Origin of the sequence: Anabaena sp. CS-542/02, assembly GCF_028331085.1 — a bacterium.
Taxonomy (GTDB): domain Bacteria; phylum Cyanobacteriota; class Cyanobacteriia; order Cyanobacteriales; family Nostocaceae; genus Anabaenopsis; species Anabaenopsis arnoldii.
On record NZ_JAQMTM010000148.1, the window covers coordinates 1 to 17,310 of the forward strand.

Annotated in this window: 16 protein-coding genes; 4 read left to right on the forward strand and 12 right to left on the reverse strand. The window is 43.5% G+C overall.

Annotated features, from left to right (window positions below; translation table 11 throughout):
* The first annotated feature begins 225 nt into the window (after window positions 1-225).
* Window positions 226-1,020 carry an LmeA family phospholipid-binding protein gene (locus PN447_RS15425; protein ID WP_271763909.1) on the forward strand — a complete coding sequence of 265 codons (795 nt, stop codon included), beginning with the start codon at window positions 226-228 and terminating at the stop codon, window positions 1,018-1,020.
* 79 nt (window positions 1,021-1,099) lie between these two features.
* Here the strand turns inward: PN447_RS15425 and PN447_RS15430 are convergent, their stop codons facing one another.
* From PN447_RS15430 to PN447_RS15450, 5 genes are all read right to left on the reverse strand, one after another.
* Complete coding sequence (locus PN447_RS15430) at window positions 1,100-2,479, reverse strand: UDP-glucose dehydrogenase family protein (protein WP_271763910.1); 1,380 nt, start codon at window positions 2,477-2,479, stop codon at window positions 1,100-1,102.
* Window positions 2,480-2,641: 162 nt separating this feature from the next.
* Window positions 2,642-3,577, reverse strand: a complete 936-nt coding sequence (locus tag PN447_RS15435; protein ID WP_271763911.1) for a UDP-glucuronic acid decarboxylase family protein — start codon at window positions 3,575-3,577, stop codon at window positions 2,642-2,644.
* Window positions 3,578-3,925: 348 nt separating this feature from the next.
* Window positions 3,926-6,145: a cation:proton antiporter domain-containing protein gene (locus PN447_RS15440; RefSeq protein WP_271763912.1), complete on the reverse strand. Its 2,220-nt coding sequence runs from the start codon at window positions 6,143-6,145 to the stop codon at window positions 3,926-3,928.
* Between the two features lie 576 nt (window positions 6,146-6,721).
* The gene (locus PN447_RS15445) at window positions 6,722-7,378 is read right to left on the reverse strand and encodes an HAS-barrel domain-containing protein (RefSeq protein WP_271763913.1); all 657 of its coding nucleotides are present in this window, start codon (window positions 7,376-7,378) and stop codon (window positions 6,722-6,724) included.
* Between the two features lie 10 nt (window positions 7,379-7,388).
* A complete protein-coding gene (locus PN447_RS15450) occupies window positions 7,389-7,580 on the reverse strand; it encodes an NAD(P)H dehydrogenase subunit NdhS (protein WP_271733133.1) in 192 nt (63 codons plus the stop codon).
* Between the two features lie 339 nt (window positions 7,581-7,919).
* On the opposite strand from PN447_RS15450, the gene PN447_RS15455 reads away from it, so the two are divergent.
* Entirely contained in the window at window positions 7,920-8,834 is a 915-nt protein-coding gene (locus tag PN447_RS15455; protein WP_442867103.1) for an alpha/beta fold hydrolase, read from the forward strand.
* A 169-nt stretch (window positions 8,835-9,003) separates the two neighbouring features.
* Window positions 9,004-10,002: a serine/threonine protein kinase gene (locus tag PN447_RS15460; RefSeq protein ID WP_271763914.1), complete on the forward strand. Its 999-nt coding sequence runs from the start codon at window positions 9,004-9,006 to the stop codon at window positions 10,000-10,002.
* On the opposite strand, the gene rimM is transcribed toward PN447_RS15460, so the two are convergent.
* The 3 genes from rimM to PN447_RS15475 form a co-directional block, all read right to left on the reverse strand.
* Complete coding sequence (gene rimM, locus PN447_RS15465) at window positions 9,992-10,618, reverse strand: ribosome maturation factor RimM (protein ID WP_271763915.1); 627 nt, start codon at window positions 10,616-10,618, stop codon at window positions 9,992-9,994. The genes PN447_RS15460 and rimM overlap by 11 nt on opposite strands.
* A 3-nt stretch (window positions 10,619-10,621) precedes the next feature.
* A complete protein-coding gene (locus PN447_RS15470) occupies window positions 10,622-11,905 on the reverse strand; it encodes a valine--pyruvate transaminase (protein WP_271763916.1) in 1,284 nt (427 codons plus the stop codon).
* Between the two features lie 192 nt (window positions 11,906-12,097).
* Window positions 12,098-12,595: a hypothetical protein gene (locus tag PN447_RS15475; protein WP_271763917.1), complete on the reverse strand. Its 498-nt coding sequence runs from the start codon at window positions 12,593-12,595 to the stop codon at window positions 12,098-12,100.
* Between the two features lie 172 nt (window positions 12,596-12,767).
* On the opposite strand from PN447_RS15475, the gene PN447_RS15480 reads away from it, so the two are divergent.
* Window positions 12,768-14,597 (forward strand): serine/threonine protein kinase, encoded by a 1,830-nt coding sequence (locus tag PN447_RS15480; RefSeq protein WP_271763918.1) that lies wholly within the window; start codon window positions 12,768-12,770, stop codon window positions 14,595-14,597.
* Window positions 14,598-14,654: 57 nt separating this feature from the next.
* Here PN447_RS15480 and PN447_RS15485 read toward each other — a convergent pair whose 3' ends face one another.
* From PN447_RS15485 to ndhL, 4 genes are all read right to left on the reverse strand, one after another.
* The gene (locus PN447_RS15485; RefSeq protein ID WP_271763919.1) at window positions 14,655-15,320 is read right to left on the reverse strand and encodes a heterocyst differentiation related protein; all 666 of its coding nucleotides are present in this window, start codon (window positions 15,318-15,320) and stop codon (window positions 14,655-14,657) included.
* A gap of 199 nt (window positions 15,321-15,519) precedes the next feature.
* A complete protein-coding gene (trpA, locus tag PN447_RS15490) occupies window positions 15,520-16,365 on the reverse strand; it encodes a tryptophan synthase subunit alpha (RefSeq protein ID WP_271763920.1) in 846 nt (281 codons plus the stop codon).
* Between the two features lie 58 nt (window positions 16,366-16,423).
* Entirely contained in the window at window positions 16,424-16,735 is a 312-nt protein-coding gene (locus PN447_RS15495) for a DUF3007 family protein (protein ID WP_271763921.1), read from the reverse strand.
* 23 nt (window positions 16,736-16,758) lie between these two features.
* Window positions 16,759-16,995 carry an NAD(P)H-quinone oxidoreductase subunit L gene (gene ndhL / locus PN447_RS15500; protein WP_271763923.1) on the reverse strand — a complete coding sequence of 79 codons (237 nt, stop codon included), beginning with the start codon at window positions 16,993-16,995 and terminating at the stop codon, window positions 16,759-16,761.
* Window positions 16,996-17,310: the final 315 nt, after the last annotated feature.

Genomic DNA, 17,310 nt, shown 5'->3' on the forward strand with positions numbered 1-17,310 from the left:
CATCGAGTTCAATAGCTTGGATGACCTTTTGACGAAGGTCGTAACTGTACGACTTGGGCATATACCTATAGCAAGCGATCGCTTCACATGAAAAGGGACTACTTATAGTTTATGCTTAAATTACCTTGGCTGTTGCTATAAAGGTAGAAACAATGGGGGATCGCTTGCTGTATTCTTCACAATTTGTTACAAAAGTATAAAGAACTTCTAGAGACCCAAAACTTCATGTTCGGCGGACTTACTGGTTTAAAAGATTCTCAAGGTACAGATTGGGGAGAGCGAATGCTTAACACAGTCGCTAGCCAAACGATTCGCCACTTGTTTACCCAAAGCGAGTCAGTAGAAGTCTTTGTACGCTGCTATCCCTCCAGCAAACTCTTGCAAGGTAGCATTGACAGCTTTAAAATGAGCGGTCGCGGCTTAGTGATTCGCAAAGATTTCTTGGTAGAGGAAATGTCCTTTGAAACCGATGCTGTTGCCATTGACTTCGGCGCAGTTATGAGTGGTAAACTCAACCTCAAGCAGCCTACCCAAGCGATCGCTCACGTAGTATTATCAGAAGCTGGCATTAACCAAGCCTTCAATGCCAAACTAGTAACACAGCATCTGGTGAACCTTACCATACCCTCCTTGACGGCAATATCTGGCGGTGAACCGGTAACATTCACTAATATTCAAGTAGAACTGTTGGCAGAAAATCGTCTGCGAATGATGGCTAAGGCAGATTTAAATAATGGGGAACTCATACCCCTATGTATGACCATGGCTGTCGCGGTGGAAAGACGGCGACGGATTTCTTTTAAAGACCCTAAAATTGAACTGGACACAGTACCTGTAGCACAACGAGAAGTGTCCCAAGTATTGGGGATAGCATTCGCAGAAATTTTAGATAATATGGTTGACTTAGATCGCTTTGACCTTGATGGTGTAAAAATGCGGCTGAATCGTTTAGAAACTGAAGGTAAAAAGTTAATCTTTAGTGGATATGCAGAAATAGAACGTATACCTCGTAATCCTTAGTTACACCACCGTTAATTAGCTCCCGGACTTCTTTCATAAATTCCCAACCCTTGAGTATCTATACAGAAGTCCGGGATCTCTATCTTCCCACGCCTATATATTGGAAACCAGCCCTCACCATAGTGTCAGGGTCAAGGAAATTACGACCATCTATAATTACCGCATGGTTCATTAATTGCGCCATTTTAGCATAATCTAGACTGCCGAACTGTTGCCATTCAGTCACCAATACTAAAGCGTCGCAGCCATCAGCTAACCTTTCGGCGTCGGTTTCTACTAGTACACCGGTTAAACCATCACGTATACCTGTTTGGGAAACAATGGGGTCATAGGCTTTGACCTTTGCGCCTAGTCGGTTCAGGTGCTCAATAAGATTGAGTGCGGGAGCATCCCGCATATCATCTGTATCTGGTTTGAAGGTCAAACCCAAAAGTCCCACAGTTTTACCTTTGAGGATTTTTAAGGCTTGTTGGAGTTTTTCTAAAGCGATTAAGCGTTGGCGTTCATTCACACTAACAGCAGCTTTCATAATTTGGGCTTCGTAGCCATAATCATCAGCAGTGTGAATCAGTGCAGCCACATCTTTGGGGAAGCAGGAACCACCCCAACCAATACCAGCGTTTAAAAACTTGTTACCAATCCGGGAGTCTAGACCTATGCCTTTTGCTACTTTGGTAACATCAGCACCGACGCGATCGCAGATATTAGCAACTTCGTTAATAAAACTGATTTTGGTAGCTAAAAAGGCGTTAGCAGCGTATTTGATCATTTCTGCCGAACTCAGGTCTGTGGTCAGTACCGGCACAGGAGGTAAAGATTTATCCGCAGCGTACTGACGTTCGACAATGGGAATATATAATTCTTGCATTAAAGCGATCGCTCTTTGACTATTACCCCCCAAGACAATGCGATCGGGATTAAAAGTATCATATACTGCCGAACCTTCACGTAAGAACTCTGGATTGCTGACAACATCAAACTCAGGTAATTTCTCCTGGACAGCCAACCCACGGTTGGGTATAAGTGTTTTTTGACGTTCTGCAATACCATCTAAAACAATCATCCGCACCCAGTCACCAGAACCAATGGGTACTGTAGACTTATTGACAATTACCTTATAACCACCGTTGAGATTCGCGCCAATGCTATGAGCGACAGCTTCCACATAACGGGTATCACTTTCACCAGTAGGTAAGGGTGGTGTTCCCACAGCAATAAACAGAATCTCACCATGGGCTACTCCTGCGGCAATATCTGTAGTAAAGTGAATTTTCTCCTCTCGAATAGCAGACTGCATAATTTCCGAGAGTCCCGGTTCAAAAATGGGGGACTGTCCCGATTTCATTAACTTAACTTTTTCTTCATTATTATCGACACAAATTACATCATGGCCGATACGGGCCAAGCAAGCGCCCGTCACCAAACCAACGTAACCAGTACCAATTACGCAAACACGCATTGAGTTTAACTCCTTGTTTTTTAGGGTTAGGTTAGCCTTGAAAAAAATCGTTAAAATATTACATTAATGTCGGAAGCACCGATAATGCAAAATAACGAATAGGAACATAGTTAGCCTACAGGCTCATTAAGCACAACAGTAAATACCGCAAAAAGCTGATATTTAAGTACCGGCTTTTATCCGCTGGCGGAAATCTGCCACTGTCAGCTTTAACCCCTCTTGCAGCGGGACAGTAGGTGACCAATCTAAAAAGGTTTTCGCTTTAGTAATATCAGGCTGGCGACGACGCGGATCATCAGATGGTAAAGGCTCGTAGTTAATTTCCACATCCGGGTTAACCATATTTTGTACAGTTTGCGCCAATTCTAGAATCGTGTATTCGCCAGGGTTACCCAAATTCACCGGACCAACATAGTCACTATTCATTAACCGGATAAATCCCTCCACCAAGTCGGAAACATAGCAGAAACTCCGAGTTTGGGAACCATCACCATACACAGTTAAAGGAATACCCCGTAAGGCTTGAACAATAAAATTACTGACTACTCGACCATCGTTTTCTAACATTCTCGGACCATAAGTATTGAAAATCCGCACCACGCGAATATCGACTTTATTTTGTCTGTAGTAATCAAATGTTAAAGTTTCAGCAATGCGTTTGCCTTCGTCGTAACATGAACGAATGCCGATGGGATTAACATTACCCCAATACTCTTCTGTTTGGGGATGAACTTCGGGGTCACCATAAACTTCGCTGGTTGAGGCCAAAAAGAATCTGGCCTTAATACGTTTAGCTAGTCCCAACATATTCAATGTCCCCATCACATTAGTTTTTACAGTTTTTACCGGGTTGTACTGGTAATGTACTGGAGAAGCTGGACAGGCTAGATGATATATTTGATCGACTTCTAAGCGAATTGGCTCTGTGATATCATGACGAATCACCTCAAAATATGGATTATTCATCCATTTGAGGATATTACTTTTACGACCTGTATAAAAGTTATCCAAACAAATAACCTCATGGCCTGCTGACATTAATCTGTCAATCAGATGAGAACCAATAAATCCAGCGCCGCCTGTTACCAAAATTCTCATAGTTTTACAGAAAGTTTACAAATATTTGTAGTTACCCTGGAACTGAGGATGAAATCATCGGGTTTCCGTGAGCGAATAAATATCGAACCAACAAATGTAACTTGAAAGAAACATTTTTATACAAGAACAGTATAAACTGAATTTTGTCAATTTTAAACTTTACTGCTGAATAATTCATAGTAGAAAGATAGCAAACAGCCCCCTCAGATGGTCTGATTGGTCTGATAATTCATCAAATCTTCAATGATCAAATATCACACTCTTACCGCCTTCAATGAACGGTTGAGGACACCATCAAAACATCTGCTCATATCAACTTTACCGGAAAAATATAGACACACCGTTTTTCTATAGGACAGAGGTCGATCGGGAAATCTGGGACTGTAACACTCCATTTTGACTCCGTTGTGGTATTCCCAGCATCACGATAGAGCAGGTAAGTTGTCCAGCTAACTGGCTGGTGACATCACTAATAGCTAACCCTCCGGGACTTGTACGATTACGTATAAAAGGTAATACTACTAAATCATATAATCGTGCTGCCTGTAAAATCGCTTGGGCAGCATTTTCATGAACGATAATTTGAATTTCTGGGGGATGAGGTACAGCTAGTTGAGATATTAATGAGGCTAGGTGCGATCGCCGGTTGGCGATTGTCTCTGATAGCGATAGCGTGGCGTTAGCCATACTGCTGCGGTTATGACTCCGCCATAACGGACTGTAATTAAAAGCTGGACGAGTGCATACATTCAGTACGGTAACTATGGCGTTCTGATTAGCCTCAGCCAACATCTGGGCAAATTGTACAGGTGGCAATGATGATGCTGTTAAATCTTCTAAGGGTACTAAGATGCGTTGAATTTTCTTTGGCGAGTCCACCAGACGGGTCACTGCTACCGGACAATGACATGACCACAGGACGTTATCAATTACATTGCCAAATAAACGCGCTCTCAACCCAGTGCGGTTCCCCCAACCCATGATGATTAAATTAGCTTTTTGTTCCCGAGCTGCTCTACTAATACCGGAAGCAAAAGCATCATCAATTCTCAGTAATGGTTCTGCTTTTACTCCTAAGAGTCGACTTTGTGCTCTGGCTTTTGCTAATAACCGCTCAGTGCGGCGCAGAGCAGTTTCTAAATGCGGTGCATCCATGTTACCGGTAGCAGTAGCAATGGCCAATGGTACAATTTTACCCTGAGCTTGATTTGCTAATAATCCTGCCATTTCAATTAAATACTGCTGAGTTTGAGGATTATACACGGGTACAACTATGGTCATACAACTGTGTTTTGCTTCTGTTTTCTCTTTAGATAGAGTTGCGGCTGATGTAGGAACGGGGGTAGAAACTAAAGCTACAGTTGTCTGACTGGTCATCCATGGACCTAAGATCGAGGTAACGAGCATTAAAACAAGGACACTGTTTAATACTGCTTCTGAGAGCAAACCGGCCCGATATCCCACTAAAGTGGCTGCTAAAGTTATCCCCATCTGAGGTATTGACAATGACCACATAGTCAATATTTCCCCCCAGTTGTAGCCGTAAAGCAGTTTTGTGAATAAAGCTGCTATGAATTTGCTGCTGATTAAACCGACTACAATCACAAGTGTTAATTGCAGGGTGGTAATACTGCTAATTAAGGCAGTTAAATCAATAATTAAGCCAAAATTAATCAAGAAAATGGGAATAAATAAGACACTACCAATAAATATCACCTTTTCTTTAACTGGCCCCTCACCCAAGGCTGCATTAACCGCCAAACCCGCTAAAAAGGCTCCGACAATTGTTTCAACTCCCATCAATTGAGCACCCACTGTGGCCAGAAATAGGGTGAGTAATACAAATAAAAACTGATGACCTTCGTCGTCTCTAAATTGGCGGAAAAATTCTTTACCCAGAATGCTTAAACCAACCACAATGAGGATGGTGTAAATACTCAACCAGATCAATAAGCGCATTAGTGACGCCCAGCTGAATAACTCAGGGTCAGGGGTCGCTATACAAACAGCTAATACCAGTACAGCGCTGATGTTGGTAAAAGTGGCTGCTCCCACGGTGATACTGACAGCTTCATTATTTATCATCCCCAGACGAGTGATAATGGGATATCCCAAAAGGGTATAGGAAGCTAATAAAGAGCCGATTAAAATCGAGGTGTTCCATTGAAAATCAAAAATTTGTCCTACCAAGATTCCCATGAGCAGGGGAAAACTAAAGGTAAGGATACCAAACCCTAAGGAGCGTTGTTTCTGGCGTTGGAAATGCTTCAGTTCCAGTTCTAAACCAGCTACAAACATCAGGTAAAGTAAGGCAATGTCTGATAAGGGCTTCATAACCCCTGATTCTGTGTGCAAGAGATTCCACCCTGATGGACCCAGTACTAACCCAGATAAGACTAAGCCGATAAATCCTGGTAGTCTCAGTCGCTCAAAGAGGATGGGTATAACTAAGATGACCACCAGCAAAACAGCAAAGGTCACAATTGCTTCCTCGCCGATAAGCTGAGTAGTTGCTATGGCTACGCCACGCAAGCTATCGGTGAGCAGAACTTGTGATATTAGTTCCATGGATTTAGACTTTAAGGGGTTACGCCGAATTTGTGATTACCTAGAAGGCAATCAACTCAAAATGATTAATTAACGTAAAATTCACCCTGGCGAAAAATTAAAAAAAACCAAAAAAGTATGGTCTGTCCCTATATTGCAACACCATTTGTTATTTCCGATACTTTTTTGCTAACATTCATTAACAAATACACTCTTTAAGAGAGGGCGTATCAACCAATGCACGAAGGAAAATCCCTACTTTAATATTACAACTGACGTGGGTGTTTAATAAAGAAGCTCCCACCGGATTAATTGGCGATTCGTCATACATACCATTCCCCCTTCAACCTTGCGGTTGATATTAGTCAGGTATGCAATCCTCATTCTGCCCGTTCCCTATCCCCACCCTAGGAGTACGTTGAGGGTGGGCACTTCCACGTAATCTTAACTCCAATGATATCTGTCAACCTGCCCTTACTTGGATTTAGGATTTTTACTACTTAGCTTTTTCTATGTGCGCTTTAACGCTAATGCTCACTGTATCACATCTTGACCTTTGGTTACATACTTTGGTTTTTTCAAGTCGTTTTAGGTAATCTAAGGATGGATTTGACTTAAAATAAACCTTAAGCGATCATAATCGTCTTTTAACAAAATACTGAGAGTACGCCCAGCTTTGATCAGCCACTGTCGGTCAGCTTGGCGTAATTGGTAAACATGGCGGATGGCTGCTGCTGTTAATGAGTCTACTGGGGCGCTAGTTAGAGAAAGCAATGTCCGTAAAAAATCTAGTTCTTCGGTGAATTTGATGATGGTTTCTGATTCACACAGATAAACAGCTTGATGAATTTGCGGAGGACGGGGTGGTAGATACTGATATAGGCCTTGGTTTAGCCCTAGAGTCCGGGAGGAATGCTCAAACCCCACAATGACCGCCCGAAATTCAGTTTTCAACATGGCAAAAATTTGGGGCTGTTCCTCGCGTAACTCCTGCAAAGACAACCCCAAGGCCACAGCCCGATGTACAGAATCGATGGGAGTGGTGGTAGCAAGATACACCACAGCATAAATCTGATTGCCTGACTCTTCATCCACAGCACAAACCCAACTACCAAAAGGCGGCATGGCGGGAACACTTAAGTCTTCCGGTTCCAAGCACTGGGCAAGAAATTCAGTAGAACTAGTTTCTATCACCTCCGCAATATGCCGGGGCTGGCGATCGCCTGTGGTAAACTGTGGTAGTGGTAGACGCATCTTAGTTCAGTTAAACCTTTCTGCCGGCATTGAGTTCTACGGGTTCCAATTCTGATAGGCGAAAGGTAATTAATTTATCCCAGTTACCACCTTCAAACAGCACAGCTACCTTGCCGTCACTGACACGTTGTACAAGTCCTTCGTAGCGATAATAGGTGTCTGCGGGATTTTTAACCCTAACTATTGATCCAGGCAGAATCATCATGTTTACCCTCGCTGGTTTACTGTTTTTGACAATACTACATTAATGGGAGATTCCTATTCAACTTAGTGAGAGCGTCACCTTTCCCACTAGTTGGCAAAACCCTCAGTGAAACTTCCCCAGGGGTGGTAATCCCAAAGACTTCCATTTATCGTAGCCCTGGAATCCTGGCGAACATAGCGATAGCGTGACGTTAGCCATAAACCACTAACCAGGCCTTACTTGGCACAATTATCTGTCTAGGCTACCTGATTTTAACATATTCTCAGTGGTTTAGGTGGCGTAGCCATGCTTTCAGGGACAATAATTATATATAATAATACTTGATGAATTTTAATAATGACCGGAACTACACAGCAGCCATCTATGGCTAACGCCACGCTATCGCCATCAGCCACCTTAGAAAAACTTGTTTGGACTTGGCGAGGTCACAAAATTCAATACACCCTCATGGGTACGGGCCGCCCTTTGGTACTGGTTCACGGCTTTGGTGCTTCCATTGGACACTGGCGGAAAAATATCCCGGTTTTAGCTGACGCCGGCTATCGGGTTTTTGCTTTAGATCTTTTGGGTTTTGGTGGTTCTGATAAGGCGATAATCAACTACAGTGTAGAAGTCTGGGTAGAACTACTGAAAGATTTTTGGGAAGCACATATCCAAGAACCTGCTGTATTTATCGGTAACTCTATTGGTGCGCTTTTAAGCTTGATAGTGCTGGCAGAACATCCAGAAATTACGGCGGGTGGTGTTTTAATTAACTCGGCGGGTGGTTTGAGTCATCGTCCCCATGAATTGAATCCACCTTTACGCATAGTAATGGCAGCTTTTAATAAATTCGTGCGATCGCCGATCACAGGTAAATTTGTCTATAACCGCATTCGTCAAAAATCCCAAATTCGTCGCACCCTATACCAAGTTTACCGCAACCGTGAAGCTGTAACAGATGAATTAGTAGATATTCTTTATACTCCATCTTGTGACCCAGGGGCGCAAGAAGTTTTCGCCTCCATCCTCACAGCCCCACCAGGGCCTAGCCCAGAGGAACTATTGCCCAACATCCAACGTCCTTTATTAGTAATTTGGGGTGCTGATGATCCTTGGACACCAATTACCGGGGCGAAGATTTATGAACAAGCGCGTGAGAATGGCAAAGACATCAAAATTATGCCCATTCCTAACGCCGGTCATTGTCCCCACGATGAAGTTCCAGACATTGTTAACGCCCACATTGTGGCTTGGTTGGCGCAAAATTAATAGTTGAGCTATACAGACGCCCAAAAGGCGTCTAGCCATCTTGTATTCACACAATACGCTCAGTGTGGGTAAGGTGACAAAACTGGGTCAACACCTCTTATTTTTTCTCGGGCTTACGCAAGCGGTAGCTGTCGCCCCTTGAGCAAATCAGACGTAGATGGTGTGTGTAATGGAGCTTGATGTACATAATGCAGAAGCAATTCCCCTCACTCATAGTCCTGATTTTTCTCAGCTAGGCTATGAAGTGATCAGAGAACTAGGACGGAACCAGATAGAGGGGCGCATTACTTACCTCGCTAAGGTCTGTAAATCTCATCAACAGGTGGTAATTAAACAGTTCAATTTTGCCCATACGAATGCTGACTGGTCAGGTTTGAAAACTTACGAACGGGAAATAGAAATTCTGCAACAACTTGATCATCCTCGTATCCCCCGCTACATAGACTCTTGTGCTACCTCCGATCATTTTTATCTGGTACAAGAGTATAAAAATGCTCCATCTTTGGGGTTAAGACGCAGCTTTCAGCCGGAAGAAGTCAAACAAATAGCCCTATCGGTTTTAGAGATTTTAGTTTATTTGCAGACAAGACCCAACCCAATTATTCATCGGGATATCAAACCAGAAAACATTTTAGTTGATGAGGATCTCAACGCTTACCTAGTGGATTTTGACTTAGCTTGGTTACAGGAGGTGAAAATGCCTCTCACTAGCATTGCTTCTGGAACCCCTGGTTTCATGCCTCCAGAGGAGCCACTTGGTCATCCCCTCACCCAAGCTACAGACCTGTACAGTTTAGGGGTAACATTGATTTGCTTACTCAGTGGTACTAGTTCTCTTGAGATTTGTCAATTGATAGACAAGCAGTATGGGTTTAATTGCCGGGAAATACTTCCCCAATTACATCCGCGTTTTCAATCGTGGTTAATGAAACTGGTGAAATTTCAGGGTAGATATCGCTATGCTAGTGCATCTCTGGCTTTAAAAGCACTGCAAGAAATTCCAGTTATTTGTGCTGATCATAACATCGACACCTTGGCCAGGTCAATCAAACTCAGACAAAAAACCGCTCTGCTATGCCTAGGGATCACAGGCATACTAGCAGTAGCGACAACAACCTTAATACTTTCCCACAAAAGTGAGGTAGCCCAGCAGTTGACTAACGACTAATGGCTAGTTCCAACAAACCAGGAGGGGGAGTAATTTCAATCCGACGGGATGATAAATCTACCACAGGGGCAATCTCTTTGACAAATGGGATCAAAACAGTCTTAAGTGATTTTTCTGGCGTTACAGGTTCATTTTGCTGATGCATCTCCACTTGTAATAAATCGTTACCGGCAGAAATTACATCTACCACCTCCCCCACAAGTTCCCCTGATTCTTGCATAAAAACCAACATCCCCAATAAATCGGTGACATGATATTCATCTTCACCTAATTGGGGGCGATCGCTTGCGGGTACTAGTAACATATAATCACGCAGAGCCTCTGCTTGGTTACGATTTTCCACACCCGCCAAAGAAATCACACACAAATTTTTACCTTCTACATAACGTCCCGACAACAACTCCACTGGTTGTGGCTCCCCGTCGCCTGGATGCCATAACCAACGTATCCCCGGAACCTCAAACCGTTCGGGAAAATCCGATTGGGGATAAACCCGCAACTCCCCAGACAAGCCTTGAGGTGCGACGATTTTACCAATTTCCAACCATTCATCAAGATTCGGGACTGAGGTAATTTGATTCTTGGCGGTTTTTGCGCCTTGGCTCTTGGTTTTCATAATTTATGCATTTACTACAGCAGGCTGATACACTTGTGCAGCCACTTGTGCCAAACGTTGCATAGCTATGGCGATTTCCTCATCACTACCTGTTAGACTAATACGTAAACATTGGTGCTTGTGCTGCCATTGTTCCCGCAAACCAGGGAAAAAGCTACTACCAGGAACAACAATTACACCCACTTGCTTGAGTTCCTGATAAAATTCCCTGTCAGTAATGGGTAGATCCTGGAGCCACAACCAAGCAAATATAGCACCTTCACCGCGATGGAGGAACCAAGGTAAATCTTGGGGCATTGCGGCATCTAAAGTATTTTCTAGCACAGAAAACTTCTTCTGGTAGAAGGGACGAATCACTGCTTCAGCTATTTGGGCTAAAGCACCAGAGTTAATAGCACTAGCGGCTATAGCTTGTCCATACCTTGAGGGATGAATACACAAATTTGTCTGAAAGCACTCTAAGGCTTGAATCATGCTTTCATCACCAATGGCGATACCTATACGCTCCCCCGGTAATCCCGCCTTGGATAAACTCATACAATGTAGAATATTACCACCGAATACGGGTGTCATTTCTGTGAAGTTCAAGGCTGGGAAAGGAGGCGCATAAGCTGAGTCAATTAACACGGGTATATCGTGAGGTGCTGCTAAAGCTGCAATTTTTTTCACTTCATCCTGAGTCAGAACATTACCCGTGGGGTTACAGGGACGAGAGAAGATCACGCAACCGGTACTTTCTGTAATTGACAGTTGGCTGAAATCTGGACGATATTTAAACCTGTGAGCCTCTACATCAATGTCTAAAGTGGGTTTATATGCGATTAAGGCTTCCGGCTCTAAACACACACCGCCATAGCCTGTATAGTCGGGACTGAGTGGCAGAACAATTTGCTTAATATCACCGTTAATTGTGTAACCGCCGAAGGCATTAGCAGCGTAGAAGTAGAGGCTTTGACTACCGGGTGTAATTAAAATATTGCGATCGCTTAAATTTAAACCATATCGGTTGTTAAAGTCATGGGCGATCGCTTCAATTAACGGTGCATACCCTTGACTCGAACCGTAACGACAAACCACTTCCCCATATTCGGAACTAGCTAATAATTCAGCCGTGCAGTCTCGCCATAACTGTTCTACCTCTGGCAAAATCAACGGGTTACCAGCGCTCAAATTAATAAATTCTTGCCCAGCCCCGGCTTTCAAAGTTTCGATAATATCTTTCATAATTGCTCTAACGCCAGTTAGGTTAGACATTTGAGCGCCAATTTTTGTGAGGGCAGGATTCATAAGCTTTGTAAAAATATGGATGAGGTAGAAATGGACAAAATTATTAAGTTCTATGATGGCATCAGGTTTGCCACCTGTAACTAATGTAGCAATCTCAAGGGAAAAAGTAATTTGGAAATTTTATAGTTAATTTACATGAAAGTGAAAAAAACTTCCTCTCACCAGTTGCCGATCAACACAAAAATTACCCACCTACCGACTGTCATCACCTGGTAAATTGGCAAATACCTGGGAAACTAAATCCCTAGTCTTATCTTCCAAGCGCTGCCAATCCACCTCCCCCGCATCATCAATTAAACTAGGATCAATATTTGCCCCTGCATTGGCAGCAGTGTAATCTATAAAACACACTTGATAACAAATTTCCCATAAATCTATACTCACCTGATGCTGTTGACGCTGCAAAAGTAGATGGTATCCTGGATGAGGCATTGGTAGATCAGCAAGAGTAGCGCGAATTTCTTCTGTCTTTTCTACGGTGGCAGTTTCCATTTCTTGCAACAACCGAGTTACCAAAGCCTTAATTTCATCAGTAGTGCTGGCGGGCCAAATCAGGACATCCTGGTAAGTCCCTTTCCAAGTAGACGCGTCAAGACCCTTGCGGATATTATCCACAACACGAATAAAAGCAGGTTGCATCAGGAGTTCAGCCTGCTGCCATGTGAATGGGTTAGTAATTTTAGGAGGCATTGCTAGTAAACGGGAACAGTAAATGCTAAACAAACAGTCTAAGTTTATTAAAAAACTAAATTTTTTAGTTTAAATCTTTCTTTATCCCAAAATAGCGGATTTCATCCCTATAATTTTTCATTTCATGAAAAATTATAGGGAGATCATTAAGTAATAACTTTGAGGGCAAAATATGATCGGTAAGCTGTTAGACCATCGTTACCAAGTCATTCAAGTCCTTGCTCAAGGGGGATTTGGTCAAACCTATATAGCCCAAGATACCAAGCGACCGGGCAACCCTATCTGTGTCGTTAAGCACCTCAAGCCCTTAACCTCCGACCCCAGAGCTTTTGAGACAGCCCAGCGTTTATTTAACAGCGAAGCGGAAACCTTGGAAAATCTAGGCCATCATGACCAAATACCCCGGCTACTGGCTTACTTTCATGAAAACCAAGAATTTTACCTAGTACAAGAATTTATTGCCGGACAGACCCTAGGGGCGGAACTCATACCCGGTCAGCCTTGGAGTGAAAGCCGAGTTATGGAACTGTTGCAAGGAGTCCTGGAAATCCTCCAATTTGTTCACCAAAAAGGCGTAATTCACCGTGATATTAAACCAGACAACATTATCCGTCGCGCCTGTGACCAGAAATTAGTTTTAGTAGATTTTGGGGCAGTCAAGCAGCTAAGATTACCAATGGCCACTGTTGAGGGAAAAAGTACTGCTACAGTTGCCGTGGGGACTCCTGGCTATATGCCTACGGAACAAGGGCAAGGTAAACCCCGCCCTAATAGTGATATTTATTCACTAGGGATTATTGCGATTCAAGCCCTTACAGGAGTACCAGCCCTGGAATTAGAAGAAAACCCGAATACAGGGGAATTGCTATGGCAGCATTTAGCAACCGTCAACTACCGGTTGGCGGCAGTGCTGACGAAAATGGTACATTATCACTTCAAAGACCGTTACCAAAGCGCAACAGAAGCATTGCAAGCTTGTCATAAAATTCATCCAGTATTTACACCCGCCACACCTCCAGAATCTTCTCACCATCATCACCATCAACCCACTCAATCTTTATCCCCAGTATCGCCAGAAAAAACTGTTGCAGTAGCGCCGGCGAATTTTGTCACTGTCAAACCAACTAGTCAAAAAGCTAACAAAATAGACCCGTGGCCGTTCTTGATTGGTTTATTTTTAGCAGGTGGGGCTGCGGCTTTAGTCACAAATGTATATCCTAATGTGCGGAAATTAGCGGATAATTCTATAAGAAACAACTGCTCGGCTGTGGTTGCTGGTAATTCCAATATTCGTTCTCAACCTAGCTCGATTAATTCTGATAATATTTTGCAAAAAACCAGCACCCATAACGAGTTTGAGGTTACAGGCAAGCAGACAAAACTAGGTTGGGTAGAAGTTAAATTGAATTCTGGTCATTTGGGTTGGGCCCATCTGGATGTCATTACCAATCATCAAGAGTGGGTTTCTTGTCTGGCAGATCAAGGTATTGCTATTAACACAGTAGATGATAGTAATTTGATTGCATCTTCACCACTTCCTCAGCCCCAACCGGCACAGACAGTCAATCAGTCACCGTCTACCAATGATCCTCAGAAAATTAGAGAAAAAGCTCCACATGAGTCTGAATCAGCAGATTTACAAGGCTCCCCCGCTTTGGGTCGGTCTATTCCTGGTATGGCTACGCCAGGTAAGCTATCGCCTTCTTCTGCCCATGGCTACGCCACGCAAGCTATGAAACAGACAGTAACTATGATTAATCAGTGGCAAAAAGACTGGGCTAAGGCCGAGGCGCTATTTAATGATATCAATAGAGCTATAGAAGACGGTGAATGGGACAAAGTTTTAGATTATAAAAATAATCCCGAAAAGTTGCCTGATACTCAATACTGGCGCGACAAAATACAATCGTTATTTGAACAAGCAGACGAAAATCTAACAAAAGAGACATCACCGAAATTAGATCATCAGCAAGGCAAAAAAGTCACTCCTTTACCAAGGTAAGGGAGTGGGAGCCTGGTCAATAACTAAAATCAATATTCTGATTTGGCTATATTGCTCTTAGTGCATCTGGTCATATTCTCGGGCTTCAAATCCTCTGGACTCCATCCGTGAAGAAGGCAAAAATTCCGCGCGACGTACAGGGGCTAAGGGTGGGGTAGGACCCTGGTAAGGATGTATAACTTGTACTGTACGACCGGGACGCGGGCGTGGTGCAAATAAAGCCAGTACACCAGCGACTACAACACCACCGCCAATGGTGAGAGTTGCGCCTCCTACTGCCCAAATGATGGGTGAAGACCACAGGGCTGCTGGAGTTTGAGGCTTTAATGCTTCTGATGTAAGTTTTTGGCTATTTTGTTGAGTTAACTGTACCTGCTCGTTCTGCCAATTTTGGAATTGGAACTGGAGTTGTTGGTTTTGCGCTCTGAGCTGTTCGTTGTCGCTTTTTAAGCGTTCCAACTGCATATTTAGCCGTTCCATTTCCACCCGCTGCTCTGGATTAGCCGGGGAGGGCGGTTGATTTGGTTGGGGATAATATGGATTCAACCCATAGGGGGAATACATCTGGGGTTGGGGCATTATGGGCGGCGCTATAGTAGCCGGTATCTGGGGAGCAGAAACAGCGAAATTACTTTGTATGGGACTATCTGCCCCCCTGAGCAAGACAAGCGCCGCTAGTCCTGCCACGGCAACACCGCCGATAAATGCCATACTCTCACTCATCGCTTTTGCTCCTCTGTTACTCGTGACTGACTCACTCTCACACTCATCATAATTCGCCTACTCAACTTTACATAATACTCAACTATAAGCGACCGGACTAGCTAGTTTTTTTACAGCTTATTTGTGCTGTTAATATTCAAAACTATATTTGCTCAATTGTCCACAAAGTCACTTTCACAAAGTTATGGTTCCATTAGTTTTAACCAACTTTGTCTTCTGGCGCAAGTTGAGTATTTGTGCCGTTATCGCTTGTTTTGATGGCAGCTTTGAGATTATGACAAAATTGGGCGATCGCATTTAGTCCCTGTTCTGGTGTACCGTCTGCTAAACGTTTGACAAATGCACTACCCACAATTGCCGCATCTGCTCCCCATTCTCTGACTTGACGGGCTTGTGCAGCTTCAGAAATGCCAAATCCCACACCGATGGGCTTATCTGTAACCTCACGTATTTGTTGGAGTAATTCCGAGACTCGTGACTCCATTTGAGTTCGCATCCCGGTAACACCAGTGACACTGACCAAATAAATAAATCCTTGGGAAGAGCGAGCAATGGCTTTGATTCTGGCCGGGGAACTGGTAGGAGCCACCAACAAAGTTAAGTCAATACCCATTTCACTTGCTGGTTGCAGCAATTCTGCTGCTGACTCTAAAGGTAAATCGGGGACTACTAATCCTGAAACCCCTGCGGCCGCAATTTGCCCAAGAAACTTGTCAATCCCCCGGTGCAAAATGGGATTGTAGTAACTAAACATGATAATAGGCGATCGCAAGCTGGGAGTAGTAGCTTGCAACATTTCTAAAACCTGTTCTAACTTTGTCCCTCGTTCCAAGGCGCGGGTAGCAGCCGCTTGAATTACCGGGCCATCTGCTAGAGGATCGGAGTAAGGAATACCGAGTTCAATCATATCGGCTCCGTGACGATCCAGAACTTGCAAAGCTGCGGCTGTCGTTGCTAAGTCTGGGTCTCCAGCAGTAATAAACGGAATCAGAGCGCACTCTCGATTTCGTCCCAAGGTGTTAAAGCAATCAGAAATCGCGGTCATGTGTCCAGAATAATTATGAGTCAGTGGTCAGTTTATAAATAACTGATCAATGATAACTTTACACTTGACTTTGTTCTTCTTGTGCGATTTCTGCCTGGATTTTGGCCAGTTCTTCAGGAGTAAGTTCATCTAGGCGTTTTTGGAGGAAGGCCTGTTCATACTGTTCCCGTTGTTCATGGTAGGTCATTTTATTTCCCACCGCCCGGAATATATAGGAAGCCAACCAGCCGAGCAAGCCACTCACTAGTAAGACTTGGCTCCAGATCCCAGCTTGTGCAGCTTCTAAACCCACTAACTGTAATCCTACGTATCCCAAACCACCAGCAATAAAAACACCCAAGCCAATACCAATAGCATCAATGCGTCGCATGAGAGTTATGACCTAACAATCTGTTAAACTTCAATTTGCCGGGGACGGGGTCGCAGATTCACAAACGGCGATAAAACTAATAACCCTGGCAAAAAGAAAAACACCATAAAGTACATCACAGTTCGCTCAATGGATCCGGCTACATACCAGCGCTGTTTGAGGTACAGCATCACAGCAATAGGGATTACTAACAGGTAAGCTCCAGCCAAAGCCAGATACAGCAGGGCTACAATCATATATCTTCTCTTGAGGTGGACAATAGCATTAAGTGCATCTATTCCCCATCATAGGCTGAACCCCTCGCCTGAGGAAAGTCTAGCTATTGCAGTTGTCAAGAAGAAATTGTTTGTATATTCTTGACATAGATGCTACAATCACAAAGGCAACAAAAAAGAGCTAGTCCTAAGCTGACTATTTTATAGACAAAACTATACCTATGTTGACAAGCATTGACATAAGTGAGTTAAGAAAATCGCCCACTTGATATATAATCCTACGATATCAAGTATTGAATTAAGACTATTGCCAACGCGAAAACCAAGCAATGATAGCGGTAGTCTTTCTTGTAAATCTTA

Excerpts from the sequence above, each read along its gene's own strand:
- PN447_RS15425 (WP_271763909.1), top strand. The coding sequence starts at position 226 with ATGTTCGGCGGACTTACTGGTTTAAAAGATTCTCAAGGTACAGATTGG.
- PN447_RS15430 (WP_271763910.1), bottom strand. The coding sequence starts at position 2,479 with ATGCGTGTTTGCGTAATTGGTACTGGTTACGTTGGTTTGGTGACGGGC.
- PN447_RS15435 (WP_271763911.1), bottom strand. The coding sequence starts at position 3,577 with ATGAGAATTTTGGTAACAGGCGGCGCTGGATTTATTGGTTCTCATCTG.
- PN447_RS15440 (WP_271763912.1), bottom strand. The coding sequence starts at position 6,145 with ATGGAACTAATATCACAAGTTCTGCTCACCGATAGCTTGCGTGGCGTA.
- PN447_RS15445 (WP_271763913.1), bottom strand. The coding sequence starts at position 7,378 with ATGCGTCTACCACTACCACAGTTTACCACAGGCGATCGCCAGCCCCGG.
- PN447_RS15450 (WP_271733133.1), bottom strand. The coding sequence starts at position 7,580 with ATGATTCTGCCTGGATCAATAGTTAGGGTTAAAAATCCCGCAGACACC.
- PN447_RS15455 (WP_442867103.1), top strand. The coding sequence starts at position 7,920 with ATGACCGGAACTACACAGCAGCCATCTATGGCTAACGCCACGCTATCG.
- PN447_RS15460 (WP_271763914.1), top strand. The coding sequence starts at position 9,004 with ATGGAGCTTGATGTACATAATGCAGAAGCAATTCCCCTCACTCATAGT.
- rimM (WP_271763915.1), bottom strand. The coding sequence starts at position 10,618 with ATGAAAACCAAGAGCCAAGGCGCAAAAACCGCCAAGAATCAAATTACC.
- PN447_RS15470 (WP_271763916.1), bottom strand. The coding sequence starts at position 11,905 with ATGAATCCTGCCCTCACAAAAATTGGCGCTCAAATGTCTAACCTAACT.
- PN447_RS15475 (WP_271763917.1), bottom strand. The coding sequence starts at position 12,595 with ATGCCTCCTAAAATTACTAACCCATTCACATGGCAGCAGGCTGAACTC.
- PN447_RS15480 (WP_271763918.1), top strand. The coding sequence starts at position 12,768 with ATGATCGGTAAGCTGTTAGACCATCGTTACCAAGTCATTCAAGTCCTT.
- PN447_RS15485 (WP_271763919.1), bottom strand. The coding sequence starts at position 15,320 with ATGAGTGAGAGTATGGCATTTATCGGCGGTGTTGCCGTGGCAGGACTA.
- trpA (WP_271763920.1), bottom strand. The coding sequence starts at position 16,365 with ATGACCGCGATTTCTGATTGCTTTAACACCTTGGGACGAAATCGAGAG.
- PN447_RS15495 (WP_271763921.1), bottom strand. The coding sequence starts at position 16,735 with ATGCGACGCATTGATGCTATTGGTATTGGCTTGGGTGTTTTTATTGCT.